The 22,239-nt window shown below is 71.9% G+C and carries 18 protein-coding genes, 1 tRNA gene and 1 pseudogene; 16 read left to right on the top strand and 4 right to left on the bottom strand.

The annotated features are described in order from the left end of the window. Window positions 1-82: 82 nt before the first annotated feature. From H577_RS0105130 to H577_RS0105090, 9 genes are all read left to right on the top strand, one after another. On the top strand, window positions 83-1,894 hold the full coding sequence (locus H577_RS0105130) for a DEAD/DEAH box helicase (protein ID WP_029145038.1): 1,812 nt from the start codon (window positions 83-85) through the stop codon (window positions 1,892-1,894). A gap of 9 nt (window positions 1,895-1,903) precedes the next feature. Next, window positions 1,904-2,422 carry an SRPBCC family protein gene (locus tag H577_RS0105125; RefSeq protein ID WP_029145037.1) on the top strand — a complete coding sequence of 173 codons (519 nt, stop codon included), beginning with the start codon at window positions 1,904-1,906 and terminating at the stop codon, window positions 2,420-2,422. A 31-nt stretch (window positions 2,423-2,453) separates the two neighbouring features. Then, window positions 2,454-3,539, top strand: coding sequence for a VIT1/CCC1 transporter family protein (locus H577_RS0105120; RefSeq protein WP_029145036.1), 1,086 nt, complete (start codon window positions 2,454-2,456; stop codon window positions 3,537-3,539). Window positions 3,540-3,656: 117 nt separating this feature from the next. Further along, window positions 3,657-4,109 carry a DUF2871 domain-containing protein gene (locus tag H577_RS15215; protein WP_036283929.1) on the top strand — a complete coding sequence of 151 codons (453 nt, stop codon included), beginning with the start codon at window positions 3,657-3,659 and terminating at the stop codon, window positions 4,107-4,109. Then, the gene (locus H577_RS15210) at window positions 4,106-5,776 is read left to right on the top strand and encodes an MFS transporter (protein ID WP_051191785.1); all 1,671 of its coding nucleotides are present in this window, start codon (window positions 4,106-4,108) and stop codon (window positions 5,774-5,776) included. The genes H577_RS15215 and H577_RS15210 overlap by 4 nt, the downstream gene beginning before the upstream one ends. Continuing rightward, on the top strand, window positions 5,773-6,963 hold the full coding sequence (locus tag H577_RS0105105) for a cysteine desulfurase family protein (protein WP_029145035.1): 1,191 nt from the start codon (window positions 5,773-5,775) through the stop codon (window positions 6,961-6,963). The genes H577_RS15210 and H577_RS0105105 overlap by 4 nt, the downstream gene beginning before the upstream one ends. Window positions 6,964-6,972: 9 nt before the next feature. Next, window positions 6,973-8,064 (top strand): tRNA 2-thiouridine(34) synthase MnmA, encoded by a 1,092-nt coding sequence (mnmA, locus tag H577_RS0105100; RefSeq protein WP_029145034.1) that lies wholly within the window; start codon window positions 6,973-6,975, stop codon window positions 8,062-8,064. Between the two features lie 388 nt (window positions 8,065-8,452). Further along, a complete protein-coding gene (gene ligA, locus H577_RS0105095) occupies window positions 8,453-10,756 on the top strand; it encodes an NAD-dependent DNA ligase LigA (protein WP_029145033.1) in 2,304 nt (767 codons plus the stop codon). Window positions 10,757-10,861: 105 nt separating this feature from the next. Then, complete coding sequence (locus H577_RS0105090) at window positions 10,862-11,908, top strand: pentapeptide repeat-containing protein (protein WP_029145032.1); 1,047 nt, start codon at window positions 10,862-10,864, stop codon at window positions 11,906-11,908. Between the two features lies 1 nt (window position 11,909). Here H577_RS0105090 and H577_RS15205 read toward each other — a convergent pair whose 3' ends face one another. Then, window positions 11,910-13,832 carry a DEAD/DEAH box helicase gene (locus tag H577_RS15205; RefSeq protein ID WP_051191802.1) on the bottom strand — a complete coding sequence of 641 codons (1,923 nt, stop codon included), beginning with the start codon at window positions 13,830-13,832 and terminating at the stop codon, window positions 11,910-11,912. 50 nt (window positions 13,833-13,882) lie between these two features. Continuing rightward, complete coding sequence (locus H577_RS0105080; protein WP_029145031.1) at window positions 13,883-15,586, bottom strand: long-chain-fatty-acid--CoA ligase; 1,704 nt, start codon at window positions 15,584-15,586, stop codon at window positions 13,883-13,885. 137 nt (window positions 15,587-15,723) lie between these two features. On the opposite strand from H577_RS0105080, the gene gatC reads away from it, so the two are divergent. The 6 genes from gatC (at window position 15,724) to H577_RS0105050 (ending at window position 21,442) form a co-directional block, all read left to right on the top strand. Further along, complete coding sequence (gene gatC, locus H577_RS0105075) at window positions 15,724-16,023, top strand: Asp-tRNA(Asn)/Glu-tRNA(Gln) amidotransferase subunit GatC (protein WP_029145030.1); 300 nt, start codon at window positions 15,724-15,726, stop codon at window positions 16,021-16,023. After that, complete coding sequence (gene gatA / locus H577_RS0105070; protein WP_029145029.1) at window positions 16,020-17,531, top strand: Asp-tRNA(Asn)/Glu-tRNA(Gln) amidotransferase subunit GatA; 1,512 nt, start codon at window positions 16,020-16,022, stop codon at window positions 17,529-17,531. Before gatC ends, gatA begins: the two co-directional genes overlap by 4 nt. Next, window positions 17,531-19,036, top strand: a complete 1,506-nt coding sequence (gatB, locus tag H577_RS0105065) for an Asp-tRNA(Asn)/Glu-tRNA(Gln) amidotransferase subunit GatB (RefSeq protein ID WP_036283926.1) — start codon at window positions 17,531-17,533, stop codon at window positions 19,034-19,036. The genes gatA and gatB overlap by 1 nt, the downstream gene beginning before the upstream one ends. 224 nt (window positions 19,037-19,260) lie before the next feature. Next, window positions 19,261-20,544: a DNA polymerase IV gene (gene dinB / locus H577_RS0105060; RefSeq protein ID WP_029145027.1), complete on the top strand. Its 1,284-nt coding sequence runs from the start codon at window positions 19,261-19,263 to the stop codon at window positions 20,542-20,544. Window positions 20,545-20,553: 9 nt separating this feature from the next. After that, window positions 20,554-20,874 (top strand): hypothetical protein, encoded by a 321-nt coding sequence (locus tag H577_RS0105055; protein WP_029145026.1) that lies wholly within the window; start codon window positions 20,554-20,556, stop codon window positions 20,872-20,874. Next, entirely contained in the window at window positions 20,849-21,442 is a 594-nt protein-coding gene (locus H577_RS0105050; protein WP_029145025.1) for a nucleoside/nucleotide kinase family protein, read from the top strand. Before H577_RS0105055 ends, H577_RS0105050 begins: the two co-directional genes overlap by 26 nt. 89 nt (window positions 21,443-21,531) lie before the next feature. On the opposite strand, the gene H577_RS0105045 is transcribed toward H577_RS0105050, so the two are convergent. Beyond that, complete coding sequence (locus tag H577_RS0105045) at window positions 21,532-21,744, bottom strand: hypothetical protein (protein WP_029145024.1); 213 nt, start codon at window positions 21,742-21,744, stop codon at window positions 21,532-21,534. A gap of 102 nt (window positions 21,745-21,846) precedes the next feature. Here H577_RS0105045 and H577_RS0105040 point away from each other — a divergent pair. Continuing rightward, window positions 21,847-21,919, top strand: a tRNA-Arg gene (locus tag H577_RS0105040). Window positions 21,920-21,966: 47 nt separating this feature from the next. On the opposite strand, the pseudogene H577_RS17800 reads toward H577_RS0105040, so the two are convergent. Next, window positions 21,967-22,239 (bottom strand): annotated as a pseudogene (locus tag H577_RS17800) (IS481 family transposase); the annotation flags it as partial.

Genomic DNA, 22,239 nt, shown 5'->3' with positions numbered 1-22,239 from the left:
GGGGAGGTCGTCGGTGTCGCCTAAGGTGGAATCTCGTCGCGCCGACGACGCGGCGCGCACACTGTCGCGGAAGGGAGTCCGGGTGGTCGAGCACGCCTCACTCGGGAGCTCCGCCGCCGAACACCTCTCGCCCACCTACCCGCAGCGCGCCCCGTGGGGCACCGCGCAGCGGCTGCGCGCCTGGCAGGCCGAGGCGCTCGACCTCTACTTCGGCCTGGACGGCCCCGACGGCATCGGCAAGGGCCCTCGCGACTTCCTCGCCGCGGCCACCCCGGGCGCCGGCAAGACCACGTTCGCCCTGCGGCTGGCCAGCGAGCTGCTGCGCCGCGAGGTCGTCGACCGCATCGTCGTGGTGGCGCCCACCGAACACCTGAAGACGCAGTGGGCGGATGCTGCGGCCCGGGTCTCGATCCGGCTCGACCCGGCGTTCAGCAACCGGCACGCCACCCCTGCCCGGCACTACCACGGCGTCGCGGTGACCTACGCGCAGGTCGCGGTCAAGGCATCCGTGCACCAACGGCTGGTGCTCGAGCGGCGCACCCTGGTCATCCTCGACGAGGTGCACCACGGCGGCGACGCGCTCAGCTGGGGCGACGCGCTGCGCGAGGCGTACCAGCGGGCCACCCGCCGACTGTTGCTTTCGGGCACCCCGTTCCGCAGCGACACCGCCCCCATCCCGTTCGTCGAGTACCACCCGAACGAGCACGGCATCCGCATCTCACGCACCGATTACAGCTACGGGTATCGGCGCGCCCTCGAAGACGGCGTGGTGCGGCCGGTCATCTTCCTCGTCTACGCCGGGCAGATGCGGTGGCGCACCAAGGCCGGCGACGAGATGGAGGCCCAGCTCGGCCAGGACAACACCAAGGACGTCACCGCGCAGGCCTGGCGCACCGCGCTCGACCCGCAGGGCGACTGGATCCCCGCCGTGCTGCGCAGCGCCGACCGGCGGCTGAGCGAGGTGCGCGAGCAGGTGCCGGATGCCGGTGGGCTGGTCATCGCGACCGACCAGACCGCCGCCCGGGCCTATGCCGACATCCTCGCCCGGCTGAGCGGCGAGGCGCCCACCGTCGTCCTCTCGGACGAGGCCGAGGCATCCGCCCGCATCGAGGCGTTCTCGCAGGGCACGAGCCGCTGGATGGTGGCGGTGCGGATGGTGTCGGAGGGCGTCGACGTGCCCCGCCTGGCGGTCGGCGTGTACGCCACCAGCGCGTCCACGCCGCTGTTCTTCGCCCAGGCCATCGGCCGGTTCGTGCGGGCGCGGCGCCGCGGCGAGACCGCGAGCGTGTTCCTGCCGAACGTGCCGCAGCTGCTGGCGCTGGCGAACGAGCTGGAGCGGCAGCGCGACCATGCCCTGGACCGCGACGCGGAGGGCGACGAGTGGAACGCCGAAGAAGACCTGATGGATGCCGCGGCGCGCGACGAGAAGGCCTCGGACGCGCTCACCGAGGAGTTCACGTATCAGGCGCTGGGATCGGTTGCCCACTTCGACCGGGTGCTGTACGACGGCCGTGAGTTCGGTCAGCTCGCCGTGCCCGGCACGCCCGAAGAGGAGGAGTTCCTCGGGCTTCCGGGTCTGCTCGAACCCGAGCACGTGCACGAGCTGCTCATGCAGCGGCAGGCCCGGCAGAGCCGGCGCCGCACCGAACGCGAGGCGCGCGAGGGCGCGCACCCCGCCGGCGACGCCCCGCCGGTCGCCCTGCATCGCACGCTCAAAGAGCAGCGGCAGCTGCTGAACAGCCTCGTCGGCCTGTATGCGCGGCAGAGCGGGCAGCCGCACGGACTGGTGCACGCGGAGCTTCGGCGCATGTGCGGCGGCCCCGAGGTGTCGCGCGCCACCGTCGCCCAGCTGCAGGCCCGCATCGACCTGCTGCGCCGCCGCGTGCACTCGTAGACTCGCCGCGTGCGGTACTCGTTCGACTCGCGCTGGCACATCCCGGCGCCGCCCGAACGCTGCTGGGCGGAACTGGAACGGATGCTGCGCACCGGCGCGGCGCCGTGGTGGCCGGCCGTTCAGGTGGCCGACGTGACGATCGGGATGCCGCAGGCGCGGCCCGTGGCGCTGACGCTTCTCGTGCGCAGCCCGCTCGGGTACCGGCTGCGCACGCGCCTGACCGTCACGCGCTGGCAGGCGGGGCGTGCCGTCGCGGCCGACAGCCGCGGCGACCTGCGCGGCCACGGCAGCATTCGGCTGCGTGCGGCGTGCGACGGCAGCGTGCTCGACGTGCACTGGGAGGTGGCCACCACCCGCCGGTGGATGAACCTGTCCGCGCCCCTGCTGCGTCCGGTCTTCGTCGCCGCCCACCGCCGGGTGATGCGCGCCGGCGAAGCCGGGCTGCGAGCGGCCGTCTCGCGCGGTTCGGACCCCCGAAATGCTGGCAATCCCGCAGAACCGCCGGGCGCGGCATCCCGCCCTCGATAGCCTCGAACGGTCGTCGACCCCGGGGAGAGCTGTGACACCCGTACCCGACCCCACGGCGCGTGAGCGCCGGCTGTGGGCCCAGTACCTCGTGAACGAGCGTGCCGAGGCGCGCGTGTATCGCGAGCTCGCAGGGCGCCGCACCGGGCAGGAGCGCGAGATCCTGCTCGCACTCGCCGACGCCGAAGGGCGACACGAGGCGCACTGGCTGGCGCTGCTCGGCGGCGAACCGGCGACCCTGCCGCGTGCCTCGACGCGCACGCGGCTGCTGGGCTGGATGGCACGCCACTTCGGGTCGATCTTCGTGCTCGCCCTCGCCCAGAACGCCGAGGGGCGCTCGCCGTACGACGCCGACCCGCACGCGACTGCGGCGATGGCCGCCGACGAGAAGGTGCACCAGGAGGTGGTGCGCGGGCTGGCCGCCCGCGGCCGCCGGCGGCTGTCGGGCGGCTTCCGCGCCGCGGTGTTCGGCGCGAACGACGGGCTCGTCTCGAACCTCGCGCTGGTGCTGGGCATCGGCGCGACCGGGGTGTCGGCCCAGTTCGTGCTGTTCAGCGGGGTCGCCGGACTGCTCGCCGGCGCCCTGTCGATGGGGGCGGGGGAATACGTGTCGGTGCGCTCGCAGCGCGAGCTGCTCGAAGCCACCGAGCCCGGCGAGTTCGCCGACGGCATCCTGCCCGACCTCGACCTGGACGCCAACGAGCTCGCGCTCGTCTACCGCAGCCGCGGGCTCGGCGCCGACGAGGCGATCGCCCGCGCCGAGCGGATGCTGGCCCGAGCCCGCCGGGCCGATGCCGTGCCCGCCACCACCGGGCCGGTCGGCGCCGACGCGCACGAGGTCGTCGGCGGCGCGTGGCGGGCGGCGATCTCGAGCTTTCTGTTCTTCGCCGTCGGCGCGGTCATCCCGGTGCTGCCGTGGCTGTTCGGGATGTCGGGAACCGGGGCGGTGGTCGTCGCCCTGGCCCTGGTCGGGGCCGCGCTGCTGGCCACCGGTGCCATGGTGGGGCTGCTGTCGGGGGCGCCTCCGCTGCGGCGTGCGGTGCGCCAGCTGCTGATCGGATGCGGTGCGGCGGCGGTCACCTACGTGCTCGGGGCGCTGTTCGGCGTCGCCCTGGGGTGATGGTTCGGTGTCGCCCTGGGCGACAGCCGGCACCGATCGGAACGAGCGGGGTGCGGAATCACTCTCCTTCAGTTACACTGAAGCTATATCAGTCGTACTGAAGGTTGGAGTCATCCCGTGTCGAAGCACTCGCAGCGCTTCCTCCTCGTCGCCACGGCGGTCTACCTCGTGCTCGGACTGGGCGCCGGGCTCGTCTACCGCGAGCTGACCAAGAACGCCGGACTGGCAGCGGGCCGGCCGCTGCAGCTGGGCGTGCTGCACACCCACCTGCTCACGCTCGGGTTCCTCGTCGGCCTGATCGTGCTCGTGCTCGACCGGGTCTTCGCGCTCGGACACCATCGGCTGTTCCCGGTGTTCTTCTGGGTCTACAACGCCGGGGTGGTGCTCAGCGCCGCGATGATGGCCGTGCACGGGCTCACCGAACTCGGCGGCGGCGAGGTCACGGCCGCGACCGCGGGGATCGCCGGGATGGGCCACATCGCGCTGACGATCGGCCTGGTCCTGCTCGTCGTGATGCTGGGGCAGGCGGTGTGGACGGCCCACCCACAGGAGCGGGAGCAGGTGCGATGACCGGCTCGGCATCGGCATCGCCAGCGGTGGCCGCCCCGACCCGGCGGGACTGGCTGGGCCTGGCGACCCTCGCCGCAGGGCTCGGCATGATCGTCCTGGACGGCACGATCGTCGGCGTCGCCCTGCCCGACATCGTCCGTGACCTGCACCTGACCCTGAGCGACGCGCAGTGGGTCGGCAGCCTGTATGCCGCGATCCTGGCCGCGCTGCTGCTGTCGGCCGGCCGCATCGCCGACCGATTCGGCCGCAAGCGACTGTTCCTGGCCGGCATCGTCGTGTTCGTCGCCGGCAGCATGTGGGCCGGGGCCGCCGACGCCTCGTCCGGGCTCATCGCGGCCCGCGCCGTGCAGGCGCTGGGTGCGTCGCTGATCCTGCCCACGACGCTCTCGAGCGTGAACGCCACCTTCCGCGGCCGCTACCGTGCCGCCGCGTTCGGGGTGTGGGGGGCGGTGATCTCGGGCGCCGCCGCCATCGGGCCGCTGGCCGGCGGGGCGCTCACCCAGTGGGCGTCCTGGCCGTGGATCTTCTTCGTCAACCTGCCGGTCGGTGCGATCGTGTTCGTCGCGGCACTGTTCACGGTGCGCGAGACCCGCGACCGGCAGGCTGCGGCATCCGCCGGCGGACCCGACATCGTCGGCGCCCTGCTCAGCGCGGTCGGCTTCGCCGCCCTCGTGTTCGTCGTCATCGAGGGACCCGACCTGGGCTGGTGGGCCCCCGCCGAGGACTTTCAGATCTTCGGTCTGGTCTGGCCGCACACGGCGCCGATCTCGCTCATCCCGGTGCTGGCGGTCATCGCCGTCGCCGGCATCGCCGGGTTCGTCGCGTGGGAGTGGCGCCGGGCGCGCGCCGGCCGCGGCGTGCTTCTGCAGCTGTCGCTGTTCCGGCTGCCGACGTTCGCGTGGGGCAACGTCACGGCGGGAACGGTCGCCGTCGGCGAGTTCGCCATCGTCTTCGTGCTGCCGCTGTTCCTGGTCAACGCGCTCGGCCTGGACGTGTTCGGCGCCGGTCTGGTGCTGGCCGGCATGGCCGTGGGCGCGTTCGCCTCGGGCGCGTTCGCCCGGCACCTGGCCGGATGGTTGGGGGCGCCCGGGGTGGTGATCCTGGGACTGGCGATGGAAGTGCTCGGCGTCGTCGCGGTCGCGCTCACCGTGCGGCCGGATGCCTCGGCCTGGGTCATCGCGGCACCGCTGGTCGTCTACGGGCTCGGGCTGGGGCTGGCCTCGGCGCAGCTGACCGGCACCGTGCTGCGCGATGTGCCGACGGCGATGTCGGGACAGGGCTCGGCGACGCAGAGCACGTTCCGCCAGGTGGGCAGTGCTCTGGGCACCGCGCTGTCGGGAGCCGCCCTGTCGGTCGCGCTGGCGGTGACGCTGCCGGCCGCGACCCGGGCAGCGCACCTGACCGGGCCGAACGTCGACCGGCTGGTGGATGCCACCCGCTCGAGCGCCGGCGCCACCATCGCGCAGCTGCGCGCCCAGCACTCCGACGCGTTGGTGGCGGCCCTCTCGAGCGGGTTCGCCGACGCCACGCGCATCTCGCTGCTGGTGGCGGCCGGCTTTCTGCTGCTCGGGTTCGTCGGTGCACTGCGCGTGCGGGCGGTGGCGACCCGCGAGCCGATGCCGCAGCCTGCGCCCGCCGCCCGGCGGCGTGCCAGAGTGGAACGGTGACGATCTACCTCGACCACGCCGCGACCACACCGCTGCGGCCCGAGGCGCGCGACGCGTGGCTTGCGGCCGCGCAGCGCGTGGGCAACGCATCGTCCATCCACCGCGCCGGGCAGGACGCCCGGCGGCTGCTGGCCGAATCCCGGGAGCGGCTGGCGGCGGTGCTGGACTGCGACCCGATCGAGGTCGTGCTCACCAGCGGCGGCACCGAATCGATCAACACGGCACTGAAGGGCCTGTGGTGGGCGCGGCCGGCCGGCCGGGAGGCGATCGTACTGCCCGACGGCGAGCACCACGCCACGGTCGACACCGTCGAATGGCTGCACACCCATGAGGGGGCCCGGGTGGTGCCGGTGCCGCTGGATCGGGTCGGCCGGATCGAGCCGGATGTCTTCGCCGCCGCCCTTCCCGGTGCCGCGCTGGCCACCGCGCTGGCCGCCAACAACGAGGTGGGCACGGTCAACGACATCGCGGCGCTGTCGGCCGCGGCCGCCGCGGCCGACGTGCCGCTGCACGCCGACGCCGTGGCCGCGTTCGGACACGTCCCGGTCTCGTTCCGCTCCTGGCGGGGCGAGGCGACCGGACCGCGAGGCCTGGTGGCGCTGAGCGTGTCGGCCCACAAGATCGGCGGACCCGTCGGCGTCGGCGCGCTGGTGGTGGCGCGGGAAAGCGAGCCGGCCGCGCTGCTGCACGGCGGCGGGCAGCAGCGCGGGCTGCGCAGCGGGACCCAGGATGTCGCCGGCGCGGCCGCGTTCGCGGTCGCGGCCGAGCTCGCCGCCGCCGAGCGTGAGAGCGAATCCGTCCGGCTGGCGGGCCTGCGGGGCCGCCTGGTGCGTGGCATCCTGAACACCGTCGCCGACGCCGAACTGCTCGGTGACCCGATCGACCGGCTGCCGGGCAACGCCCATGTGCTGTTCTCGGGCGCCCTCGGCGAGACGCTGCTGTTCCTGCTGGATGCGGCGGGGGTGTGCGCGTCCACCGGATCGGCGTGCCAGGCCGGCATCCCCGAGCCCTCGCACGTGGTGACCGCGATGGGCCGGACCGAGACCGAGGCCCGCCAGGTGCTGCGGTTCACCCTCGGCCGCGACACCACCGAAGCCGATGTCGACGCGGCCCTGGCGGTGCTGCCGCAGGCCGTCGAACGCGCGCGGGCCGCGGCATCCGGCCCCCGCCCAGCGGGCCGCTCGTAGACTTGTCGCATGCGGATCCTGGCGGCGATGAGCGGTGGCGTCGACTCGGCCGTCGCGGCCGCGCGGGCCGTCGAGGCCGGGCACGACGTGGTCGGCGTGCATCTGGCGCTCTCGCGCGCGGGCGGCACGCTGCGCACCGGCAGCCGCGGCTGCTGCACCATCGAGGATGCCATGGACGCCCGCCGGGTGGCCGACGTGCTCGGCATCCCGTTCTATGTATGGGACTTCTCGGAGCGGTTCCGGCAGGACGTCGTCGACGACTTCATCGCCGAGTATCAGGCCGGGCGCACCCCGAACCCGTGCATGCGCTGCAACCAGCACATCAAGTTCGCCGCCCTGCTCGAGCGCGGTCTCGAGCTCGGCTTCGACGCGGTGTGCACCGGGCATTACGCGAAGCTCGTCGACACCCCGGCCGGCCACGAGCTGCACCGGGCGAGCGAGGCGGCGAAGGACCAGTCGTACGTGCTGGGGGTGCTCACCGCCGAGCAACTGGCGCACACGTATTTTCCGCTGGGCGACACGCCGTCGAAGGAACTCGTGCGCGCGGAGGCCGAGCGGCGCGGGCTGGCCGTAGCGCGCAAGCCCGACAGCTACGACATCTGCTTCATCCCCGACGGCGACACCCGCGGCTGGCTCGCCGAGCGCGTGGGTGAGGCCGACGGCGAGATCGTGGATCGCTCCGGCGCTGTCGTGGGCACACACCACGGCGCGCACTCGTACACCGTCGGGCAGCGCCGCGGCCTGCAGTTGGGCGTGCCCGCCCCCGACGGCAAGCCGCGGTTCGTGCTCGAGGTACGCCCCGTCAGCAACACCGTCGTGGTCGGGCCGAAAGAGGCGCTGGCGACCGCCGAGATCGCGGGGGAGCGGTTCAGCTGGGCGGGCCGGGAGCCCGAGCCGGGCGGGTTCGACTGCGAGGTGCAGATCCGTGCGCACGCCGATCCGGTGCCCGCGCAGGCGGTGTATGCGGACGGCCTCGTCACGGTGCGGCCGCAGCATCCGTTCGACGGCGTCGCGCCGGGCCAGACCGCCGTGCTCTACGACGGCACCCGGGTGATCGGCCAGTTCACGATCGACCGCACCGTATCGGCGGTTCCCGTCTAGGCAGCGGGTCCGAGGGTGCCCCAGGTGCGGCGCGGGAACGCGGGAGATGTCACTGCGAACGCGTCGCGAACACAGGAGATACCACCTCGAACACAGGAGATATCACCGGGACAGGACGAGAGCGGCCGGATCGTCCTGTCCTCGTGAGATCTCCTGTTGCGGGGATGCCGCACGGCGCGAGCGTCGCCTGATGTCGGGCGTGTCCCACAACGTGCGACCTGACGGCACCGGAGCCCGCATTTTATGGGACACGGCTGCCGGGTGTGTCCCACAAGATGCGACCTCCGGGCGGCGGGACCCACATCTTGTGGGACACGGTCGGCGTGCCAGATCGCGGGCCCGCACCGCGCGCCGCTCGCGTGTCGGGGCCCGCTCATAGACTTGGGGCGTGCCGCAGCAGATCTCAAGGGACGACGCCCGTGCCGAGGCCGAGGGGCTGATCGACCGCATCATCCAGGCGCGCGACGCCTATTACGGGCGTGACGCCGAGATCGTCGACGACGCCACCTACGACGGGTGGATGCGGCGGCTCGAGGAGCTCGAGCGGCTCTACCCCGAACTGCAGGGGCAGGACTCGCCGACCCTCACCGTAGGTGCCGCCGAGAACACGCCGTTCGCGCCGGTCGAGCATGCCGAACGGATGCTGAGCCTGGACAACGTGTTCTCGCTGGACGAGCTGCGGGACTGGTGCCTGAAGACCGCGGCCGCTGCCGGGCGACCGGTGCGCTGGCTGACCGAGCTGAAGATCGACGGACTCGCGATCAGCCTCCGCTACGAGCACGGGCGACTCACCTCCGCCGCCACCCGCGGCGATGGGCGGGTCGGTGAGGACATCACCCGCAATGCGCTGCGGGTCGCCGGCATCCCCGAGCGACTGGCCGGGTCGGGGCATCCACCCCTCGTCGAGGTGCGCGGCGAGGTGTTCATCCCTGTCGCGGCGTTCGACGAGCTCAACGCCTTCCAGGCCGAGCTGCGCGATCGCGCCGTCGACGAGGCCCGTGCCCGCGGACGCGGGTTCGACGAGGCGAAGGCGCTGGTCAGCGCGGGGCGTCGGTTCCCCGCGTTTGCGAATCCGCGCAACGCCGCCAGCGGCGGGCTGCGCCAGCAGCTGGAGAAGAAGGACGGCCTCGAACTCGAGTCGGGGCGTCGGCGGCTGGCGTCGCTGCGTCTGCTCGTGCACGGCATCGGCGCCTGGTCAGATCCGCCGGTGGCGTCGCAGAGCGAGGTGTACGAGCTGCTGGCCGGCTGGGGGCTGCCCACGAGCCCGTACTACCGCACCCCCGACACGATCGACGGGGTGCTCGAGTTCGTCGCGTACTACGGCGAGCACCGGCACGACGTCGAGCACGAGATCGACGGCATCGTCGTGAAGGTCGACGAGCTCGCGCTGCACGACGAGCTGGGCGCGACCAGCCGGGCGCCGCGCTGGGCGATCGCGTACAAGTACCCGCCCGAGCAGGTCAACACCAAGCTGCTCGACATCGTGGTGTCGGTGGGCCGCACCGGCCGTGCCACGCCGTACGCGGTGATGGAACCGGCCCGGGTGGCAGGATCCGTCGTGCGGCAGGCGACGCTGCACAACCAGGATGTCGTCAAGGCCAAGGGCGTGCTGATCGGTGACACGGTCGCGCTGCGCAAGGCGGGGGATGTGATCCCCGAGGTGCTCGGCCCCGTCGTCGAGCTGCGCGACGGCACCGAGCGGGCGTTCGTGATGCCGGAGTTCTGCCCCGAGTGCGGGTCGCCGCTGCGCCCGGCGAAGGAGGGCGACATCGATCTGCGCTGCCCGAACGCGCGGTCGTGCCCGGCGCAGGTGCGGGGGCGTGTCGAGCACATCGGCTCGCGCGGGGCGCTGGATGTCGAGGCGCTCGGCGAGGTGACCGCGGCGGCGCTCACCCAGCCGTCGCACCCGGCCGAGCCGCCGCTGCGCACCGAGGCGGGACTGTTCGACCTGACCCTGGACGAGCTGGTGCCGATCGAGGTCGTCGTGCGCGATGCCGAGACCGGGCTGCCGAAGGAGGATGAGGACGGCGTCGTGAAGACGCGCGCGCCGTTCCGGCGCAACCCCACGGCCGCCGAGCGCAGAGAGGGTCTGACCGGCCAGCAGCCGTCGTCGCAGGCGCTGAAGCTGCTGGAGGAGCTCGAGAAGGCGAAGTCGAAGGAGCTGTGGCGGTTCCTCGTCGCGCTGAACATCCGGCACGTCGGGCCGGTGGCCGCCCGCGCCCTGGCGCAATGGTTCGGGTCGCTCGACGCGATCCGGGCAGCGTCCCGCGACCAGCTGGCGGCGGTGGAGGGCGTCGGCGGGATCATCGCCGACTCGCTGCGGGACTGGTTCGACGTGGACTGGCACCGCGAGATCGTCGACCGGTGGCGCGCCGCCGGGGTGCCGTGGGTCATCCCCGGCCATCCGGGGCCGGGCGCCGCGTCGACCGGGGGAGTGCTCGAGGGGATCACCGTGGTCGCCACCGGGTCGCTCGAGGGCTACACCCGTGAAGGTGCGCAAGAGGCGATCATCGCCGCCGGCGGCAAGGCCGCGTCATCCGTCTCGAAGAAGACCGATTTCGTCGCGGCGGGGCCCGGCGCGGGCTCGAAGCTCGCCAAGGCCGAAGAGCTCGGCGTGCGTATCATCGACGCCGCCCAGTTCAAGGTGCTCGTCGAGCAGGGCCCGGATGCGCTGGGCGCTCCGGGGGCCTGATCGACTCGTCATTGCCGCACGTGGTGATCCGCGTCTGACCGTGCTCGGCCCCGTGCGACGCGGCGCGCGTGGTGGGGGATCACACTCGGCGGGTAGCCTGGTCGCATGCGCGGGGGCGGCGTGACGGGCAGACGATGGACGACACCGGAGGGTGAGTTGCGCGCGCTCACCGTGCTCGACGCGTGGCGGGCCGGCACCCCTCTCACCGAACTCGGGTTCGACCAGCGGGATGGCCGCGTCGACCTGCGCGGGCTGACCCTGCCCGACATCCCTGTCGATGAGATCGTGTCGGCCGGCCGGGTCGAGGTGGGCCTGCTCGCCACCGCACCGCCCCGGGTGACGGACGCCCGCATCGCCGGTGTCGACCTCACCGGTGCGCGACTGGACCGGATCGTGTTCGACGGGTGCGAGTTCGAGGATGTCGTGTTCGCACGGGCGCACCTGGAATCGACGGCGTTCCTCGGGTGCACCATGGTGGGCGTCGACTTCGACCGTGCACGCATCGGCGGGGTGCTGTCCACCGGTGTTGTGAACCGATTCCGCACGCCGCCGGTGATGCGCGGGTCGGTGTACCGCGACTGCCGGTTCACCGGTGCACGGATCACCGATGCGCCCTGCGACCATGCGCTGTTCGAACGGTGCGACTTCACCGGGGCGACACTGCGCGGTCTCGATGTCGCGCTGTCGATGCTGCGCGACTGTGCGCTGGGCGCGACGCTGGCGGATGTGCTGTTCAACGGCACCGAGGGCGTGTGTGAGGGACCCGAGTGCGAGGTCGGCCTCGAGCGAGCGGACTTCACCGACGCCCGCTTCGACGACGTCGACTTCCGGGCGATCCGGATCACCGAGCCGCGGTGGCCGACCCGGCAGCGGTATGTGCTGCTGCGCGGCGACGTGGCCGGCTTCTTCCACCGCGCGGCGGCACTGATCGAGACGATCCCCGCACACGAGCGGGTGCTCATCGACGAGTATGTGACCCGCAATCTCGATGTCGTCCCCGGGCAGCGCGAGTGGATCGTGCTGACCGACATGCTGCGCCGGCCGTCCGAGCACGCCTACGAAGTCGTGGCGGAACAGCAGCTGCTGGAGTTGGCGGACCAGGCGGCGGCAAGCGGCGTCGACATCGTTGCGACGGTGCACGCCGCGTCGTGACTCAGCCTTTGTGGCGCGGCTTGCGCGGCGGTCGATCGTCGCGGTCACGCGCAGACGTGCGATCGTCGCGGTCCCGCGCAGACGTGCGGTCGTCGCGGTCCCGGGCAGACGGGCGGTCGTCGCGGTCGCGCGCGGACGGGCGCTCGTCTCGGCGTGGCCGGTCGTCGCGGTCCCGCCATGCCGGCCGCTCGCCGCGCTCGCGTCGATCGTCGCCCGTGGGACGGCGCCGGTTCGGCACACCCCGGTCGGGTCGCATCTGGATGAGCCGGCCCGAGATGCGGGTGCCGCTCAACCTGTCGAGCACCTTCGGATCGAGGTTCGCGGGCAACTCGACGATCGAGAACTCCGGCTTGATCGTGATCGCGCCGAAGTCGTCGCGACGCAGCCCGCCCTCGTTCGCCAGCGCGCCCACGATCTGCCGCGGCTCCACCCGGTGACGTCGACCCACCTCGATCCGATACGGGGCGTAGTCGCCACGCCCGCGGCGCGGTTCGCGCGGTCCGCGATCGTCGCGGGCGGCACGGTCCTTCGGGGGACGGTTCACGGCGTCGACGGATGCCGCGAGCGGGTCGTTCTCGGGATCCAGCAGCAGCGGCGTCTCGCCCTGTGCCACGACCGCGAGCGCGGCAGCGACATCCGTCTCGGGCACGTCGTGGTGACGCACGTAGTGGGCGATGACGTCGCGGAACCCCGCGATCCGGTCGGTCTGTTCCAGCGCCGTCGTGATGGCGTCGTCGAAGCGCGCCAGCCGGGTGGTGTTGACGTCCTCGGTGGTGGGCAGCTGCATCTGCTCGGGCCGCTGCCGCGTGGCCTTCTCGATGTGCGCGAGCAGGTACCGTTCGCGGGGCGTGATGAAGCTGATCGCGTCGCCGGTGCGCCCGGCGCGGCCGGTGCGGCCGATGCGGTGCACGTACGACTCGGTGTCGGTCGGGATGTCGAAGTTGACCACGTGGCTGATCCGCTCGACGTCCAGCCCGCGCGCGGCGACGTCGGTCGCGACGAGGATGTCGAGCTTGCCGTCCTTGAGCTGGTTCACCGAGCGCTCACGCTGGGCCTGCGGCACGTCGCCGTTGATCGCGGCGGCGGAGTAGCCGCGGGCCCGCAGCTTCTCGGCGAGGGTCTCGGTCTCGTTCTTGGTGCGCACGAACACGATGACCCCGTCGAAGTTCTCCACCTCGAGGATGCGGGTCAGCGCGTCGACCTTCTGCGCGTAGGAGACCACCAGGTAGCGCTGCGTGATGTTCTGGTTGGTGGTGGTCTTGGTCTTGATCGCGATCTCTTCGGGGTCGTGCAGGTATTGCTGCGCGAGGCGTCGGATCGCCGACGGCATGGTCGCCGAGAACAGCGCGACCTGCTTGTCCTCCGGCGTCTGCGCGAGGATCTGCTCGACGTCCTCGGCGAAGCCCATCTTGAGCATCTCGTCGGCCTCGTCGAGCACCAGGTAGCTCAGGTGAGACAGGTCGAGGGTGCCCTTGGCCTGGTGGTCCATGATGCGGCCGGGTGTGCCCACCACGATGTGCACACCGCGCCGCAGCGCCGACAGTTGCTGACCGTACCCCTGCCCGCCGTAGACCGGCAGCACGTGCACGCCCTTCATGCGGGCGGCATACGACTCGAACGCCTCGCACACCTGCAGTGCGAGCTCGCGGGTCGGGGCCAGCACCAGCGCCTGCGGGGTCTTCTGCGACAGGTCGAGCCGCTCCAGCAGCGGCAGCGCGAACGCCGCGGTCTTGCCGGTTCCGGTCTGTGCGGTGCCCAGCACGTCACGGCCGGCCAGCAGCGGCGGGATCGTCGCCGCCTGGATGGCCGACGGCGTCTCGTAGCCGAGATCGCGGATCGCGGCGAGCACCGGTCCGGTGATGCCGAGGTCGTCGAAGCCGGGGACCAGCGTCTCGTCCGCGCCTGCGGCATCCGTCGCCGGCATGCCGTCACCGGTGTCGGCTGGCGTCGTGCCCGTGGCATCCGTCGCATCTGTCATCGTCCCGCTCCCGTCAGATCCATGAGCTTGTCGCGCACCTGGCGGCGCAGCACCTTGCCGATGAGCGATCGCGGCAGCTCGTCGACGACGAACACACGCCGTGGCACCTTGTAGGGGGTCAGGATGCCGCGGGCGAACGCGCGCAGCTCGTCCACGTCGACCTCGCGGTCGGGCGCGGGGACCACGGCGGCGACGACCTCTTCGCCGGAGTGCTCGCTGGGCAGGCCCACCACGGCGACGTCATCGACGTCGGGGTGCTGGCGCAGTGCGTTCTCGACCTCGGTGGGGGCGACGTTGAAACCGCCGGTGATGATCAGTTCTTTGATGCGGTCGACGATGCGCACGAAGCCGCCCTCGTCGATCGTGACGATGTCGCCGGTGCGGAACCAGCCGTCCACGAAGACCGCCTCGGTCTCTTCGGGGCGGCCGTGGTAGCCGCCGAACACCTGCGGGCCCCGCACGATCAGCTCGCCGGCGGTGCCTGGGGCGACGTCCGTCGTCGGGTCGTCGGGGTCGACCACGCGGCATTCGGTGCCCGGCAGCGGCAGACCGACGGTGCCGGGCACCCGGTTCTCGGCGACCGGGTTCGCCATCAGCACGGGCGAGCACTCGCTCAGGCCGTAGCCTTCGACCAGGTACCCGCCGGTGGCCTTCTCGAACGGCACGACCAAATCGTGCGGCAACGCCATCGCGCCCGAGATCGCGATCTCGGTGCCCGCCAGCGACACGCCCTTCTCCTGCGCAGCGTTCAGCAGACGTTCGGCGATGGGCGGCACGAGCGGCAGGAACGTGGCCGGGCGTTTCGCGGTGACGGCGAGCACCATGTCGGGGTCGAACTTGGGGAACAGCACGAGCCGCGCGCCCATCGACATCGCGAACGCCAGGCAGAGGGTCAGGCCGTACGCGTGGAACATCGGCAGCACCGCGTACACCACGCATCCCTCGCCCGCGCGGATCTGCGGCACCCACGCCCGCGCCTGCGCCGCGTTGGCCAGCAGGTTGCGGTGGGTCAGTTCGGCGCCCTTGGGCGACCCGGTGGTGCCGCTCGTGTACTGGATGATCGCGAGGTCGTCGGTGGTCGGCTTCGGGTGGGTGGATGCCAGCGGCTCGGCCGCGACGACGTGTCGCCAAGGGATCGTTCCGGTCACCCGTGACGCCAGCGCGTCGCGGGATGCGCGGGCCTTGGCGATGGGCAGCCGCAACGCGAGGCGGGTCGTCACTGGCATCGCCTGGATCACATCGACGGAGATGAGGTTGTCGACGGCCAGGTCGGCGGGGAAGTCCTGGATGGTTGCGGCGACCTTGGTCCACACGATCGCCGTTGTGGCGCCGTGGTCCTCGAACTGCTTGCGCAGTTCGCGCGGCGTATACAGCGGGTTGTGCTCGATGGCGACGGCCCCCAGCCGCAGGATCGCGTAGAACGCGACGATGTGCTGCGGACAGTTCGGCAGCACGAGCGCGACGGTGTCGCCGGCGCCGACGCCCAGGGCCTTCAGGCCGGCCGCGGCGCGGTCGATCTGCTGCTGCAGCTGCCGGTAGGTGGTGACGCGGCCGAAGAACTCCAGCGCCGGCGCATCCGGGTAGGTGCGCGCGGATGCCGCGACCAGGTCGACGAGCGAGCCGCTGACGGGTTCGAGATCCTCGGGCACCCCGGTCGCGTAGCTGGCGGTCCACGGGCGCGGCGGATCGAACGACGTCATCCACCCAGCCTACGCGTCGAGGCCACGGGACTTCGTGCCCGCGGGCCGGCCGTGCGGGCCGCATCCGCATCCGATGGGGCGTGCTCGGCACCGTCGGCCGAAGGGGGACGGCATCGGCGCGCCCATAGACTGGAGGGGTGTCTGAAATCACCCCCGATCTCGTGCGCCATCTCGGCGTGCTCGCGCGCATCCGGCTGAGCGATGACGAGGTCGAGCGCCTCACCGGTCAGCTCGACGTCATCGTCGACAACATCGCCAAGGTGTCCGAGGTGGCCACCCCCGACGTGCCCGCCACCAGCCACCCGATCGCGCTGCAGAACGTGTTCCGCCCCGACGAGGTCGGCCAGACCCTGACCCGTGAGCAGGCGCTGCAGAATGCTCCGGATGCCGCGGACGGGCGTTTCCGCGTGACGGCGATCCTGGGGGAGGAACAGTGAACGACATCACCCGGCTGACCGCCGCCGAACTGGCCGACAAGCTCGCCGCGGGCGAGGTCTCGGCCGTCGAGGCGACGCAGGCGCACCTCGACCGCATCGCCGCCGTCGACGGCGACGTGCACGCGTTCCTGCACGTGAACGAGCACGCGCTGGATGCGGCGTCCGACATCGACCGCCGGCGTGCGGCCGGCGAGCAGCTCGGCCCTGTCGCCGGAGTGCCGCTGGCGATCAAGGACGTCCTGGTCACCACCGACATGCCGTCCACGAGCGGCTCGAGGATCCTCGAGGGCTACATGTCACCGTTCGACGCCACGGTCGTGGCCCGCTCACGCGTGGCCGGCCTGGTGCCGCTCGGCAAGACGAACATGGACGAGTTTGCGATGGGCTCGTCCACCGAGCACTCCGCGTACGGTCCCACGCACAATCCGTGGGACCTGGAGCGCATCCCGGGCGGCTCCGGCGGCGGCTCGGCCGCCGCGGTCGCCGCGTTCGAGGCGCCGCTGGCGCTCGGCTCCGACACCGGCGGCTCCATCCGTCAGCCCGCACATGTCACCGGCACCGTCGGCATGAAGCCGACGTACGGGGGAGTGAGCCGGTACGGCGCGATCGCCCTGGCCTCATCGCTCGACCAGGTCGGTCCGGTGACCCGCACCGTGCTCGACGCAGGCCTGCTGCACGACGTCATCGGCGGGCACGACCCGCACGACTCGACCTCGCTGACCGACGATTGGCCGTCGTTCGCCGACGTCGCCCGCGAGGGCGCACGCGGTGAGGTGCTGAAGGGCCTGAAGGTCGGCGTGATCACCGAACTGCCCGACAGCGGCTTCCAGCCCGGCGTCGCCGAGTCGTTCCGTGCCTCGCTCGAGATTCTGCAGGCGCACGGCGCCGAGATCATCGAGGTCAGCGCCCCCCACTTCGAGTACGGCGTCGCCGCGTACTACCTGATCCTGCCGGCCGAGGCATCCAGCAACCTCGCGAAGTTCGACTCGGTGCGGTTCGGGATGCGCGTGGACGTGCCCGGTGGCACCGTGGAAGACGTCATGGCCGCCACCCGCGACGCCGGGTTCGGCGACGAGGTCAAACGCCGCGTGATCCTGGGTACCTACGCCCTGTCTGCCGGCTATTACGACGCCTATTACGGCTCGGCGCAGAAGGTGCGCACGCTCATCCAGCAGGACTTCACGACCGCTTTCGGTCAGGTCGACGTCATTGCGACGCCGTCGGCGCCGACCACGGCGTTCAAGATCGGCGAGAAGATCGACGACCCGCTGCAGATGTATCTGAACGACCTGACCACCATCCCGGCGAACCTCGCGGGTGTTCCCGGCATCTCGATCCCGTCGGGCCTGGCATCCGACGACGGCCTGCCCGTCGGCATCCAATTCCTCGCACCGGCGCGTGAAGACGCCCGGCTGTACCGTGTGGGCGCTGCGCTCGAGGCTGCGCTCGTCGACTCATGGGGCGGCCCGCTGCTGGGTCGCGCCCCCGTTCTGGGAGGGGCGCGCTGATGGCCGCGAAGATCATGGACTTCGACAAGGCCCTCGAACTGTTCGAGCCCGTGCTCGGCTTCGAGGTGCACGTCGAGCTGAACACGAAGACCAAGATGTTCTCCGACGCGCCGAACTCGTTCGGCCGCGAGCCGAACACCGATCTCGCGCCCGTCGACCTGGGCCTGCCGGGGTCGATGCCGGTGGTCAACGAGCAGGCGGTGCGGTACTCGATCAGCCTGGGACTCGCCCTGGGCTGCGAGATCGCGCAGTCGTGCCGCTTCGCGCGCAAGAACTACTTCTACCCCGACCTGGGGAAGAACTACCAGATCTCGCAGTATGACGAGCCGATCGCCTACGAGGGGCAGGTCGAGGTCGAGCTCGAAGACGGCACGCTGGTGCAGGTGCCGATCGAGCGTGCGCATATGGAAGAGGATGCCGGCAAGCTGACTCACGTGGGCGGGTCAGCCGGCCGCATCCAGGGTGCCGAGTACTCACTCGTCGACTACAACCGCGCGGGCGTGCCGCTCGTCGAGATCGTCACGAAGCCGATCTTCGGGGCCGAGCACAACGCGCCGCAGCTGGGCGCGGCCTATGTGCGCACGATCCGCGACATCGTGCGGGCGCTGGGCATCTCGGACGCCCGCATGGAGCGCGGCAACATCCGGTGCGATGCCAACGTGTCGCTGCGTCCGCGCGGCCAGGAGAAACTCGGCACCCGCACCGAGACCAAGAACGTCAACTCGATGCGCTCTGTCGAGCGCGCAGTCCGCTACGAGATCCAGCGTCAGGCGGCGATCCTCGCCGACGGAGGCACGATCACGCAGGAGACCCGGCACTGGCATGAAGACACCGGCGTGACCTCGCCGGGACGCCCCAAGTCGGACGCCGACGACTACCGGTACTTCCCCGAGCCCGACCTGCTGCCCGTCGTGCCCTCGCGCGAACTGGTGGAAGAGCTGCGCGCGGCGCTCCCCGAACCACCCGCGGCCCGCCGGCGACGGTTGAAGGCCGAATGGGGCTTCACTGACCTCGAGTTCCAGGACGTCGCCAACGGCGGCGTGCTGGCCGAGGTCGAGCAGACCATCGCCGCAGGCACGACGCCGGCCGCCGCCCGCAAGTGGTGGACCGGCGAGATCGCCCGGCTCGCGAACGAGGCAGGCTGCGAGACCAGTGACCTCGTCGAGCCCACCGCGGTCGCCGAGCTGCAGAAGCTCGTCGACGCGGGCACGCTCACCGACAAGCTCGCCCGCCAGGTGCTCGAGGGCATGGTCGCCGGTGAGGGCACCCCGCAGCAGATCGTGGATGCCCGCGGGCTGGCGGTCGTCTCGGATGACGGCGCGCTGATCGCGGCGATCGACGAGGCGTTGAAGGCGCAGCCCGACGTGCTCGCGAAGATCCGCGACGGCAAGGTGCAGGCCGCCGGTGCTGTCATCGGCGCCGTCATGAAGGCGATGCGCGGCCAGGCCGATGCGGCGCGCGTGCGCGAGCTCGTTCTGGAGCGCGCGAGCGCACCGGAAGCGTAGGCAGAGGCTGGAGCGCCCCGCCCGCGAGGCGCCGCCCGGTCGGTGAGTGAGGCCGCGCGGAAGGTGCTGCTCGGTCGCTGAGCCAGGCCGCGCACCGTGTGGCCCACCGGTCGTTGAGCGCGCGCAGCGCGGCCCAGTCGACACGCACTCGACACCGCCTCGACGGGCTGCGCCCGCCCGACGACCGGGAACGCGATGTCGGACGTCTCGGCGAGAATGGAGCCATGGGACGGGGCGACGGATCGGGCAGGCAGGTCTCGCCCGACGACGCCGACGACACCGGCGCCGGCATCCTGCATGTCGACATGGACGCGTTCTACGCGTCGGTCGAGGTGCTCGACGACCCGTCGCTGCGCGGAAAGCCCGTGATCGTCGGCTCGCCCGAAGGCCGCGGCGTCGTCTCCAGCGCCACGTACGAGGCGCGTCGGTTCGGTGTGCGCTCGGCGATGCCGGTGTCGCAGGCGCTGCGCCTGTGCCCGGTGGCGGTCGTCGTGCCGCCCCACTTCGCGCGCTACCTCGAGCTGTCGGGGCAGGTCATGGCGATCTTCCACGAGATCACGCCGCTGGTCGAGCCGCTGTCGATCGACGAGGCGTTCCTCGACGTGCGCGGGGCGCGCCGGCTGCTCGGCCCGCCGGGACGGATCGCCCGGATGCTTCGGGCCCGGGTGCGCGAACAGACCGGGCTCACCTGCAGCGTGGGTGCGGCATCCACGAAACACGTCGCCAAGATCGCCTCGACCATGAGCAAACCCGACGGGCTGCTCATCGTCGCCGCGCGCGACACCGCCGACTTCCTCGCCCCTCTCAGTGTGCGCGCGATCTGGGGCGTGGGTCCGAAGTCCGCGGATGCGTTGGAATCGCGCGGTATCCGCACCATCCGCGACATCCGCGAGAGCCCGCCGGGCGTGCTCGACCGGGTGCTCGGACCGACCGGCGCCGCGCGCATCCGGCAGCTCGCGCAGGGCGAGGACCCACGGACGGTCGAGCCCGAGCGCATCGAGAAGAGCGTCGGTCACGAAGAGACCTTCCAGGTCGACATCGCCGATGCCACGGTGCTGCGCGCCGAGCTGCGCCGGCTCGCCGATCGGGTCGGTGCCCGCCTCCGGCAGGCCGGGTGGGAGGCGGCGACGGTGTCGATCAAGATCCGCTTCGCCGATTTCACCACCCTGACCCGCACGCAGACGCTCGGTGAGCCGACCTCCGTCGGCCAGCGGATCGGGGCCGCCGCGATCGACCTGTTCGACGCGCTCGACCGGCCGCTGCCGGTGCGGCTGGTCGGGGTGCGCGCCGAGCGCCTGATGCCCGCCGGGGCCGGTGGCCTGGCGCTGTGGGATGACGATGCCGAGTGGCGGCAGGTCGACAAGGCCCTCGACGATGCGGCCGCCCGGTTCGGCGCCGGCACGATCACGCGTGCGGCATTCCTCGGCCCCAAACGCGACGTCGGCGGGGTGACCCATCATCCGCCGATGCGCGCGCCCGGGGTGGGCAGCGGCCGCTCGGACGACTAGCGTGGAGGCATGCCCAACATCGCACTCGAACTCGGCAAACAGGCGGCATCCTTCGGGGTGAACAGCGCGTACGGCCAGCAGCAGGATGTCGACGGCGTCCGCATCATCCCGGTCGCCATCAGCTGGTCGGGCTATGGCGGCGGATCCGATGACGCCGGCAACGGTGGCGGAGGCGGCGGCGGGTACGCCGTGCCGATCGGTGCTTACGTGCGCCGCGGTGACGACCTGCGCTTCGAGCCGAACGTGGTGTCGTTCCTGGCCGTGGCGATCCCGTTCGTGTGGGTCTGCGGTCGCGCGCTGAGTCGTGTCATCCGCGCCCTCAAGAAGTAGCGTCGACCCCGTCGCGCACGCACTCACGCGTGCCGTGACGGCGGTGCGGGATGCCGTGACGGCGGTGTCCGCGGCGAATCCGGTCGTGCTCATCGACGGGCGCAGCGGAGCGGGCAAGTCGTCGCTGGCGCGGCTGCTGGTCGCGGGCTGGCCGGGCGGTGCACCGGTGCAGTTGATCGCCTTGGACTCGCTGTACCCGGGGTGGGACGGGCTGGACGAGGGAGTGCGGGCGGCCTGCGAGACGATCCTGCTGCCGCACGCGCGCGGCAGAGTCGGCGTCTGGCGGCGGTGGGACTGGGATGCCGAGGCGCCCGCCGAGGCCCACGCGGTCGACCCGTCGCTGCCGTTGGTCGTCGAAGGCGCCGGTCTGCTCACACCTCAGACCGCACCGCTGGGCGATGTGCGGGTGTGGGTACAGGCGCCTGACGCGTCCCGTCGGCGCCGCGCCCTGGACCGGGACGGCGACGGCTATCGACCACACTGGGAGCGCTGGGCGGCGCAGGAACGTCGGCACCTGGAGCGGGACCGCCCGGTGGCTCTGGCGACCGTCGTGTGCGACGTGCCCTGACCGGCGGGGCCATGGCGGGACCGCACGCGCGGGATCGCACGAGCGGGATCGCACGCACGGTTGGCCGTCGTGACGAGCCGTGCCGCGGGTCAGTGCTGCTCGAACCGCGGCCAGTCGCTGCCGGCGGGCATCGCCGAGTACAGCGCGGACTTGGCGACGTCCATCGACGGGTAGGTGCCCAGTGACGCGTCGGCACCGGCCATCGTGACCACGTACCCGTCGTCGGTCTCGCGGATGCTGCCCACGACCCCGGTGGTCCCGAAGGCCACCCACACGGAATGACGCCGATCGGTCTGCTCCATCTCGAACTCCTTCCGCTGTACTGCCGACCGTACGCCACGGGGCGCATCGCCGCCAGGCGTTCCCGTCGTCACACAGATCCGGGTAGGCTGAAGGGCACCCTTCCCTCCGTAGCTCAGGGGACAGAGCGAGCGGTTTCTACCCGCCAGGTCGGGGGTTCGAATCCTCCCGGGGGGGCTTTGTCATGAGTCGCGTCATAGGTCCCACCTGAGTCGCGACTTAGGTCACTGTTTGGAAGCCCTGGGCCATCGGCCTTGGGCTTTCATCGTGTTGCGCCAGTAGGTGCGGTCGGGGTCGATGGTGTTGGTCGCGATGATCTCTCCGGTGTTCAGGTGGACGACGGTGGTGGTTTGCTGGTCGGCGAGGATGAGGACGCGTTTGCCGGCGTGGTCGGCGCCGATGCCGAGGTGGTGCATGCGGCCGGCGCGGCGGAAGCTGATCTTCCCGTTGCTGCCGACGTGGTCGTAGCGCAGCCGGTAGTGCGTGGTGTCGGTGTT

The organism is Microbacterium luticocti DSM 19459 (assembly GCF_000422405.1).
Taxonomy (GTDB): Bacteria; Actinomycetota; Actinomycetes; order Actinomycetales; family Microbacteriaceae; genus Microbacterium; species Microbacterium luticocti.
The sequence above is the reverse complement of the archived record's forward strand: the minus strand, read 5'-3'. Positions and strand labels throughout refer to the sequence as shown.

What these genes read in the sequence shown, in the direction of transcription:
- gatB (WP_036283926.1), top strand. Translation starts at nt 17,531, where the DNA reads ATGGCCGCGAAGATCATGGACTTCGACAAGGCCCTCGAACTGTTCGAG.
- H577_RS0105090 (WP_029145032.1), top strand. Translation starts at nt 10,862, where the DNA reads ATGCGCGGGGGCGGCGTGACGGGCAGACGATGGACGACACCGGAGGGT.
- H577_RS0105045 (WP_029145024.1), bottom strand. Translation starts at nt 21,744, where the DNA reads ATGGAGCAGACCGATCGGCGTCATTCCGTGTGGGTGGCCTTCGGGACC.
- H577_RS0105055 (WP_029145026.1), top strand. Translation starts at nt 20,554, where the DNA reads ATGCCCAACATCGCACTCGAACTCGGCAAACAGGCGGCATCCTTCGGG.
- mnmA (WP_029145034.1), top strand. Translation starts at nt 6,973, where the DNA reads ATGCGGATCCTGGCGGCGATGAGCGGTGGCGTCGACTCGGCCGTCGCG.
- dinB (WP_029145027.1), top strand. Translation starts at nt 19,261, where the DNA reads ATGGGACGGGGCGACGGATCGGGCAGGCAGGTCTCGCCCGACGACGCC.
- H577_RS15210 (WP_051191785.1), top strand. Translation starts at nt 4,106, where the DNA reads ATGACCGGCTCGGCATCGGCATCGCCAGCGGTGGCCGCCCCGACCCGG.
- H577_RS15205 (WP_051191802.1), bottom strand. Translation starts at nt 13,832, where the DNA reads ATGCCGGCGACGGATGCCGCAGGCGCGGACGAGACGCTGGTCCCCGGC.
- H577_RS0105080 (WP_029145031.1), bottom strand. Translation starts at nt 15,586, where the DNA reads ATGACGTCGTTCGATCCGCCGCGCCCGTGGACCGCCAGCTACGCGACC.